Consider the following 8874-nt stretch of genomic DNA (forward strand, 5'->3'; position numbering starts at 1 on the left):
CGGCCCACCCTCGGTGCATCAGCCCAGTGGGGCCGCGTTGTTCCAGGTGACGTCGGCGTTGAAGCCGCCCGGGTTGTCCCAGGCGTTGCCGCCGCCGTTGGTGGCGATGTAGACAGCCTCGCCGTAGTGCCGCCAGTAGTAACCGGCGTAGTTGAAGGACTCCAGCGACACGTTGCCGCTGCCGCCGTTCAGGCCCGGCTGGGCACAGAAGGTGGCGTCCTGCTGGAAGGTGGTGGTGCCGTCGTTCGTCGCGGTCTGCACCCGGTAGGCGGCGTGCCGCAGGAAACGTCCCGGGTAGTTGACCGATTCGAACGTGTAGCAGGTGCTGTCGGCGAGGCCGGCCCGCACGGTGAAGGTGGCGTCCTGCCGGTCCTGCAGCACGCTGCCCGAGCTGATCACGTCGGTCCGGGCCAGCGAGTCACGGTGCCGCAGGTACCGGGTGTCGTACCCGGCGGTGGTGACCCGGAACGACCGGTTCTGCCCGACGGTCAGGTCCGCACCGCTGCGCCACAACGGGTTGACCACACTCCACGTCGCGTCGTTGGTGAACGACCCGCCGTTGTTGGGGTCCATCCAGACCTCGGAGTTGCGGTGCCGCAGGTAGTAGCCGGCCAGGTTCGAGGCCTCCAGCGACGTGCCGCCGCCGGACAGTCCGGGCCGCGCACAGAAGGTGGCGTCGGCGTTGAATGTGCCGCCGGTGCTCGCCTCCCGGTAGACCCGGTACGCCCGGTGCCGCAGGTACTGCCCCGGGAAGTTGCGCGACTCGAAGGAGTAGCAGGCGCTGTTGGACAGACCCGGACGCACCCAGAACGTCGCGTCCTGCTTGTCACTCGTGGGGCTCGAACCGTTGATCACCGCGGTGTTCGCCGTGCCGTTCGAGTGCCGCAGGTAACGGTCGGTGAAGCCGGGTGTGGTGACCCGCAGCGAGGCCAGCTTGTTGAGCGGCAACGTCGTGCCGGTCGCCGCGCCGAGCACCCGCAGGTTGACCGCGCGCACGCTGGCGAAGTTCATCTTCTGGATCTGCCGGTCGTACGTGTAGAAGCCGTTCAGCTCCTCCTCGACGTCCGTGGGCTCGGTGTAGACCGAACCGGAGAGCCCGTTGGCCGAGATCAGGTCGACCAGCTTGCTCGTGATCTGCACGTACCGGTTGGTCAGCGAGTTGGTGTCGGGCAGCCACTCGTAGGCGAACTTGCCGGCGGTCGGCCACTCGTGGTTGGGCACGCGCAGGCCGAGGCCGCCGTACTCGCCGTTGACCGCGATGCGGGTGGCCGTCGGGGCGCGGGTGATGCCGGGGCCGACGTACATGTGGTCGTCGATCACGTCGCCGTTGCCCGGGTCCGGGTCGGAGTCGCAGCAGTTCGAGCCCGAGTTGTGGTTGACGAGACGGGTGGAGTCCCAGCTCTTCACCAGGTCGGCGATGCGGCCGGCGTCGTACTCGCCCCAGCCCTCGTTGAACGGCACCCACTGGACGATCGACGTGATGCCCTTGTGCTCGTCGATCATCTCCTTGAGTTCCTTCTCGAACCGCGTACGCCCGATGGCCGACGGGTCGCGCCCGCTGGCCAGCGCCGGCATGTCCTGCCAGACCATCAGGCCGAGGCGGTCCGCCCAGTAGAACCAGCGGTCGTTCTCCACCTTGATGTGCTTGCGGACCATGTTGAAACCGAGCGCCTTCTGCTGCTCCAGGTCGAAGCGCAGCGCGGTGTCGGTCGGTGCGGTCGAGATGCCGTCCGGCCAGTAGCCCTGGTCGAGGGTGCCGAGCTGGAAGACGAACTTGCCGTTCAGCGTCGGGCGCAGGGTGCCGCCGAGCATCGCCTTGCCGAGCGAGCGCATGCCGAAGTAGCCGCCGACCGCGTCACCGGACGCGAGGGTGACCCTCAGGTCGTACAGGAAGGGATCGTCGGGGGTCCACAGGTGGGCGTTGGGGACCGGGATCCGGAAGCTCGTGCCGACCGTGCCCGTCGCCGTGCCGACGACCGTGCCGCCGCTGAGCACCTGCGCGGTGACTGCCTGGCCGCTCGCGTTGGCGGCCTGCACGACCAGGTCGAGACCACCGGCACCGACGTTCGGGGTGGTGTCGAGGCGGGTGATCCGGGCCGGGTTGGTCGGCTCCAGCCAGACGGTCTGCCAGATGCCGGACGACGGTGTGTAGAAGATGCCGCCGCGGTTGGTCCGCTGCTTGCCGACCGGGATGTCCTGGCCGTTGGTCGGGTCCCAGACGCCGACGATGACCTCGTTGGCGCCGGCGCGCAGGGTGCTGGTCACGTCGTAGGAGAACTTGTCGTAACCGCCCTCGTGCGTGCCGAGCAGCGTGCCGTTGACCCAGACCTTCGACTGCCAGTCGACGGCGCCGAAGTTGAGCTGCACGTTGCGGCCGCTCCAGCCGGCGGGAACGGTGAACGTCCGGCGGTAGTACATGTAGTCCTGGTGCCGCATGATCCCGGAGAGAGCGCTCTCGATGGGGTACGGAACCAGGACCTCCTCGGCCAGCGTCTGGTTCACCGGCGGGGTGTTGATGTTCGAGGCGCCGGCGAACTGCCAGATGCCGTTGAGGTTCTGCCAGTCGGGCCGGGTGAGCTGCGGGCGGGGATATTCGGGGAGCGGGTTGGTCGTCGAGACCTGGTTGGTCCACGGGGTGACCAGCGGCGGGGTCTTCGGCACGAACGCCGCGGCGGGACCCGTCGTGACGATCAGGGTGCCGGCTGAGGCGGTCAGGGCCGCAACGGTCACGGCGAGGAAGCGTCGCCAGGACCTGGGTCGGTGTTCAGTCACGTGCTCTCTCCTTCGAGGGAGTGTGCTGCTCGGGGGGTGAGTGCTGGCGGCGGTGGTAACCAGCTTGAAACACATATTGACGTAACTGAACACCGGGAACAATAGAGATAAGTCAATGTGTACAGATGCCGCGCGGCGACGCCGGACACGGGTCCGACGCCGCCGCACAGGCCGACAGGTGGTGCTCAGTAAGCGCTGTTCAGGTCCGTCTTCGCGTTGCTCTCGTCGTACTCGCGGTCGCTGATGATGATGTCCTCGGGGATCGGCTCACCGTTGAAGAACTTGGTGGCCGTCTCGAAGGCGAGCGGGCCGAAGCGCGGGTTGGACTCGATGACCGAGTAGATCCAGCCGTCGACGATGCCCTGGACCGCGCCCTTGGTGCCGTCGATCGAGACGATCTTGACGTCACCGGCCTTCTTGCCGGCACCCTTCAGGGCCACCTCGGCGCCGAGCGCCATCTCGTCGTTCTCCGCGTAGATGCCGTTGATGTCCGAGTTGGACTGCAGCAGCTGCTCGGAGACCTTCTGGCCCTCCTCGCGGGAGAACTGACCGGTCTGCTCGAACGAGATCTTGATCTCCGGCGCGACCTTGGCGATCTGGTCCTTGAAGCCCTTGGTCCGCAGCGTGGTGACGTTGTTGCCCGGCGCGCCGAGCAGGATCGCCACGGTGCCCTTGTTGCCGAGTGCCGCCGCCATCTTGTCGGCCGCCCGCTTGCCCTGCTCCTCGAAGTCCGACCCGATGAAGGTCAGGTAGTCGGTGCAGGAGGTCGCGTTGATCTTGCGGTCGATCGTGATGATCGGGATCTTCTTGGCGGAGGCCTTGGCGAAGACCGAGTCCCAGCCGTCGGAGTTCAGCGGGGCGATGACCAGCAGCTGCACACCCGAGTCGATCATCTGCTCGACGTCGCTGATCTGCTTGTTGAACTGCGAGTTCGCGTTGGTGGTCTGGAGGTTGCCGGCCGGGATGCCCAGCTTGGCCGCCTCGTCCTTGATGGACTTGGTCTCGGCGATCCGGAACGGGTTCGCCTCCTTCTCCGACTGGGAGAAGCCGACCTTGGCGGTCTTGAGGTCGATCTTCGTGCCGCCGAACTGCTCCAGCGTGCAGCTCTTCGCACCGGGTGCGGCCGACTGGGCGACCTGGGCACCGGCGGAGGCGGACGTCCCGCTGCCGCCGGCCGTGTCGCTGTCCTCGGACTTCGCGCACGCGCTCGCGCTGGCAAGAAGAAGGGCCGCGCCGAGGGTAAGAACCGCCGGCCTCCAGCGGCCGGACATAGCGCTCATGACATGGGCTCCTTAGTGGTGACTGCGGCGTCGTCGGGTGGGCTTCGACGCTTAACCATCCCGAAACACATTCACGCACTATCGAACTTTTCCTGTCAAGGTCACCGTCATAACCAATCAGAAACGAACGCGACGCTGCGTCGCGGTTCGACTCCGGGATAACAGACGTGCAGGTCAGAGGCTTAGCTGCAGGTCGGAAGGGTGATTTTGCCGTATCACGGCCGTCGATCGGAAGGTTTGTTACCGATCACAATTGAACGTACCGAGGATCCGCGGCCGTGCGCTTACGGTTTCGAAAGTCGACACCGATGTGCGTCTCGTACTCCGTCATGGTCCGTTTCGGACCGATGCCGTACCGGCCGACCGAGGGGAAGCGCAGCAGGTTGGCCACACGGCGGCGGCTCGCGCGGTCCATCGCGAACCAGCCCTTGCCGGCCGGGCTGTCGAGGTGATCGGTCCAGTGCCGGGGGTTGTCCTGCCGGATGTAGTAGTGCCAGGACAGCACCTCGGCCGGGTGGAACAGGTCGTAACCCCAGGTGAAGGCCCGCGCGGAGATAGTGATCTCCTCGCCGTGGAAGTAGATGCCGGGGTCGTACGGGACCTCGTGGACAAAGGAACCGGGCGCGAAGAGGAACCCGGCCGCGATGTAGTGGGCCGGCACAGGCGTCTCCCGCAGCTCCCAGTCCGGGATGTGCTCCTGGCCGAAGACCGGCAGCCCGTCACCGGTCCACCGGTCGAACGTGATCTGCGTCGGCTGCCCCGCGCCGGTGAACGCCGCGTCCGGCTCGTAGGTCGGCGGATAGCAGCTCAGGAGCGGTTTGTCGGCGCCCGTCGCGGCGGCCAGCTCGATCAGGCGGACATCCCAGCCGGGGGCAAAACGCGTGTGGCTGTCGACCTGGAGAAACCAGTCCTCGCCGGCGTACCGGCGCATGATCTCGGCGCGCGCCCAGCAGGCACCGCGGCTCTCCCGGGCGTCGAAGTCGAGCAGCTCGACCCGGGGATGGCTGGTCAGCGGCGAGACGTCCTCGTCGCCGAAGTGCTGCCAGCACACCACGATCCGCAGCTGCTCCGGATGGCGGGCCTTGGCCAGGCAGTCCAGCACGGTCGGCACCAGCTCGGGATCCCGGTACGCCGCGACCGACACGAAGATCGTCACCAGGGGTCACCCGCCTCCGGAACAGGCACCGGGCCGAGTCCGCGTTCGGCGGCGTGGACGTTCAGCCAGCGCTCGAGCGGCGGCGCCGACGGGGCGATCCACACGGCACCACCGTCCTTGTCCACCACGACCGGTCCGCTGACGGCGCCGTCGGTGAGCTCCCCGGTACGGAACCAGCGCTCGGTGTTGAAGCCGAACACCCAGCACCAGGCGTACTCGTCGGGCGGATCGTCCGACAGTCGCAGCGGTGTTGCCGGGTCCTGCAGCTCACGCAGTTTGTCCGCGGCGCGGTCGCGCGCCTCAGCGAGGTCCACGGTCACTCCCGGCACGTTGCAGTGCGGCCATCGCCCGGTGCACGGCAACGGCGTCGATGTCCCAGCCGGTGTACGCGATGGCCCGCAGATGTGCGAGCAGGTCCGGATCGGTCAGCACCCCGTGCTGCTCGACCTGGCTGACGACGCTGTCGGGCCAGACCCACCAGCCGTCGGTGAACAGCGCCGCCTGCTGCGCGGGATCGGTCGCCATGACGGCGGCCGAGCGCAGGTAGTCCGAGGCGGCGGCCTGCTCGTCGGGGCTCAGCCTCTCCTCGGTGCCGGTCGGCCGGTCGACCGCAAAACGGATGTCCGGCGTGGGGTAGGACGCCCAGATCAGCGCCGCGTGCGCCCGGGCAGCCCACTGGTAGGAGGGCAGCGGCAGACCGGGCCGGTAGACCTCGATCTGCGAGATCCGGTCACCGGCGTCGAGCAGCGCCCGTTGCACGTCGGCGGTGATCAGCGGCAGGTCGGCGGGGGCCACGTCGATCTCGACCACGTAGATCCGGGCGGCCGAGGCGGTGCCGGCCGCGTCGACGGAGATGCGCCAGCAGCGCCACACGCCGACGGTCTCCTTCAGGTCCAGCGCCTCGAGCACCACGGCGTCGTACGCGTCGGTCGCCTCCGCGTCCCCGGTCACGTCGAGCAGCGGCGGGATCACCTCACCGGCCAGTTGCAGGGTCGCGGGCGGTACGGCGATGAACGGCGTACCGGGTGCGGCATCCACCGGGCCGTCCGCGGGCCGGGGCATCGGCGTGCCCGGTGGCGCACACGCGCGGAGGACATCGATCTCGTCGGCGGTCGTCGGGAAACGACCGGCCAGCCGCGCGGCACATTCGCCGAACCGTCCCTCGGCGAGCCGCAGCCGAAGGTCGGTCAGTTCGGCGTCGGTGATCCGGCCGGCGGCCCGCAGCAGCAGCAGGTGCAGCTGGGCGGGCGCGGGCAGACCGGCAAGAGGCCCGGTCATCGTGCGGTCTCCCGGACGAAGGCGCCGGCCAGGCGTACCGGTGCCGGACCGCCGGGATTGATCAGCAGGTCCCAGTCCGCCAGGACGGCGAGAACGTCGGTGAGCCCGGCCTGCCGCCAGTCCGGTGCGGAGACCCGGGAGCGGTGCAGCGCGCTGGTCGTGACGACAACGCAGGAGTCCTGGATCAGCGGCCGGCCGTCACCGTTCAGCGCGAGGTCGACGACGGTGTCACGCAGCACCGCCTGCAGATCTTCCAGCTCGGCGTCGCCGCGCAGCGCCAGCCGCAGCAGCGCGTCGACCGGGTCGGACGGCGAGTTCTCGTACCGCGGGACGTATTCGGGGTTGCTGCGGAACGGGCCGACCGACCCGTCGGCCTGGCGCGGCCACAGACCGATGACGGCCTCGAAGGGCGGCGTCGCGGTGCTGTCGTCCGGCTGCCATTCCGGGTCCAGCAGCAGAAAGTGATCATCCACGAGCACCGGCGTCACCCCTGCACCCGGACAGCGGCGGCCGACTGGAACAGCGCTGCGAGGGCCCGGTGCTCACCGGCCGCATCGGTGGCCGGGCGGCCGGCTGCGCGCAGGTGCGCGAGAAACTCCGTGCCCGGGGCCAGGCCGTAGGTGCGCAGGTAGTAGGAGACCGACTCTGTCCAGATCCAGCGGCCGTCGGTGCGGTAACTCATCGGGACAACCGCGCCGCGCGCCGGGTCGACCACGTCGGTCAGCCGGTCGGCCGTGGCCAGAATCGGTGAACCCCCGTCGAGGCGGTCGGCGATCCGGTCGCGGTCCGGGTCGTCCAGGCGTACGTGCGCCGGGTCGAATCCCGCGTTGCTGTCGAAGACCGGTGCCACCCGCAGCGGCGCGGGATCGGCGGCCGTCCACAGCAGAGCGCCGGAGTTGCGGGCGCGCCGCAGCTCGGCCGGCACCTCGTCACCGGTCCGGTAGACCAGGGCGTCGAGGCCGTCCGGAGCCGCGGCCGCGGTCTCCAGCACGTAGAGGCGTACCGGAGGGGAGTCGGGCGTGAGCCGCCACACCCGCCAGAGGGCGACCGAGCCGGAAGCACCGGTCACGGCGTCGACGGCGGCCTTGTCGGCGTCGTCGAGCAGGGACCGGCCGACCAGGTCCAGCAGCGGCGGTACGGCGGTGCCGAAGGTCCCGGGGTCGGGAAGCGCCGGCACGAACACCGCAAGATCCTGGTCGATCATCACCGTCACCCTCGTGTTGTGCCGCGCCCGTCCGGCACGACCCCGATCAGCATTCGAACATGACAGGACCGGTGCGCGGCGTGGCCCGGACGTGGTGCTGCCCCAACGGTCCCGCGGCCGAACCCGTTCTTACCCCGGGTCGGCGAGGACACTCATCGCCCGGTGCTCGGCCACGGCGTCGACCGTCGGTAGCCGGTAGTCGAGCGCGCGGATGTGGGCCAGGAACTCCTCGTCGGGGCTCAGCGCGTACGTGCTCAGGTAGTAGGCGACCGTGTCCGTCCAGATCCAGCGGCCGTCGGTGCGGAAGCTCATCGGCACGACGGCACCGGCGCCCGGGTCGAAGACGTCCGTCTCCTTGGCGGTCGTTGCGAGCAGCACCTGACCACCCTCCAGATAAGCGAGCACCTGGGCCGGTTCGGTGCCCGCCGAGAGCACCGGATGGTCGGCCCGGAACTGCCCGCCCCCGGCGTCGTAGGAGTCGAAGACCCGCGCGATGGTGATCGGCTGCGCCTTCGCAGTGGCCCACAGCAAGGCCGATCGCCCCCGGGCCAGGCGCTGATAGGACGGCAGTTCAACACCTGTCGTGTACGCCTCGACCTGCGGGTGTTCGACCCCGGCGGCTTCCAGGGCGTTCTGCAGTGCAGCGGTCGCGGACGGCAGCAGGGCGGGATCGGCGCTGGTCTCCAGCACGTGGACGCGGACCGGTCCACCCGCGGCCCGGTCCGGCTGCGGTGACCGCCAGACCCGCCACAGGGCCACCGGGCCGGTCACCTCGTCCAGGGCGGCGACGGCGGCCGCGTCCTCCGCATCGAGTTCGGCGGTGGTCAGATCGAGCAGCAGGGGCGCGGGGGCGGGGGAGAACGGCTCCGGGCGTACGGGTGCGAAGTCGAACGCCGGATGTGCGGCCGGATCACCGGCCGGAGTGGCACCGGCCAGCTGCGTGACCTGGCTGACGTCCGGCAGGGTGCGGACGAGCAGCTCGGCGTCGTCGGGCCGGATCGGCACCCGGTCCGCGAGCACCGTGCCGAGGACCGCCCGCGCCGCCTCGGTCACCCGCCCCTCGGCGAGCCACTGCCGCGCGGCGCTGACCACGTCGTCCGGTGCCCAGCCGGCCACCCGCAGCAGCAGCTGGTGATGCCGTGTGAGCAGCTCATCGTCGGGCTGCGCCATCGTCGCCTCCTGGG

General features: G+C 69.5%; 8 protein-coding genes. All 8 read right to left on the reverse strand.

The annotated features are described in order from the left end of the window. Positions 1 to 18 precede the first annotated feature (18 nt). Positions 19 to 2772, reverse strand: coding sequence for an AbfB domain-containing protein (locus AFR_RS02505; RefSeq protein WP_041840542.1), 2754 nt, complete (start codon positions 2770 to 2772; stop codon positions 19 to 21). A gap of 185 nt (positions 2773 to 2957) precedes the next feature. Beyond that, positions 2958 to 4052, reverse strand: a complete 1095-nt coding sequence (locus AFR_RS02510; RefSeq protein WP_041840543.1) for an ABC transporter substrate-binding protein — start codon at positions 4050 to 4052, stop codon at positions 2958 to 2960. 247 nt (positions 4053 to 4299) lie between these two features. Further along, positions 4300 to 5208 (reverse strand): GlcNAc-transferase family protein, encoded by a 909-nt coding sequence (locus AFR_RS02515; RefSeq protein WP_023357724.1) that lies wholly within the window; start codon positions 5206 to 5208, stop codon positions 4300 to 4302. Continuing rightward, on the reverse strand, positions 5205 to 5522 hold the full coding sequence (locus AFR_RS02520) for a YrhB family protein (protein WP_041841707.1): 318 nt from the start codon (positions 5520 to 5522) through the stop codon (positions 5205 to 5207). Before AFR_RS02520 ends, AFR_RS02515 begins: the two co-directional genes overlap by 4 nt. Next, a complete protein-coding gene (locus tag AFR_RS02525) occupies positions 5509 to 6486 on the reverse strand; it encodes a hypothetical protein (protein ID WP_023357726.1) in 978 nt (325 codons plus the stop codon). Before AFR_RS02525 ends, AFR_RS02520 begins: the two co-directional genes overlap by 14 nt. Then, positions 6483 to 6965, reverse strand: coding sequence for a type VII secretion system-associated protein (locus tag AFR_RS02530; RefSeq protein ID WP_238547227.1), 483 nt, complete (start codon positions 6963 to 6965; stop codon positions 6483 to 6485). Before AFR_RS02530 ends, AFR_RS02525 begins: the two co-directional genes overlap by 4 nt. A 5-nt stretch (positions 6966 to 6970) precedes the next feature. After that, entirely contained in the window at positions 6971 to 7690 is a 720-nt protein-coding gene (locus AFR_RS02535; RefSeq protein ID WP_041841709.1) for a hypothetical protein, read from the reverse strand. Between the two features lie 129 nt (positions 7691 to 7819). Then, positions 7820 to 8860 (reverse strand): hypothetical protein, encoded by a 1041-nt coding sequence (locus AFR_RS02540; RefSeq protein WP_063749573.1) that lies wholly within the window; start codon positions 8858 to 8860, stop codon positions 7820 to 7822. Positions 8861 to 8874 lie beyond the last annotated feature (14 nt).

Source organism: Amorphoplanes friuliensis DSM 7358, from assembly GCF_000494755.1.
GTDB lineage: Bacteria > Actinomycetota > Actinomycetes > Mycobacteriales > Micromonosporaceae > Actinoplanes > Actinoplanes friuliensis.

What these genes read in the sequence shown, in the direction of transcription:
- AFR_RS02510 (WP_041840543.1), bottom strand. Translation starts at nt 4,052, where the DNA reads ATGAGCGCTATGTCCGGCCGCTGGAGGCCGGCGGTTCTTACCCTCGGC.
- AFR_RS02525 (WP_023357726.1), bottom strand. Translation starts at nt 6,486, where the DNA reads ATGACCGGGCCTCTTGCCGGTCTGCCCGCGCCCGCCCAGCTGCACCTG.
- AFR_RS02535 (WP_041841709.1), bottom strand. Translation starts at nt 7,690, where the DNA reads ATGATCGACCAGGATCTTGCGGTGTTCGTGCCGGCGCTTCCCGACCCC.
- AFR_RS02540 (WP_063749573.1), bottom strand. Translation starts at nt 8,860, where the DNA reads ATGGCGCAGCCCGACGATGAGCTGCTCACACGGCATCACCAGCTGCTG.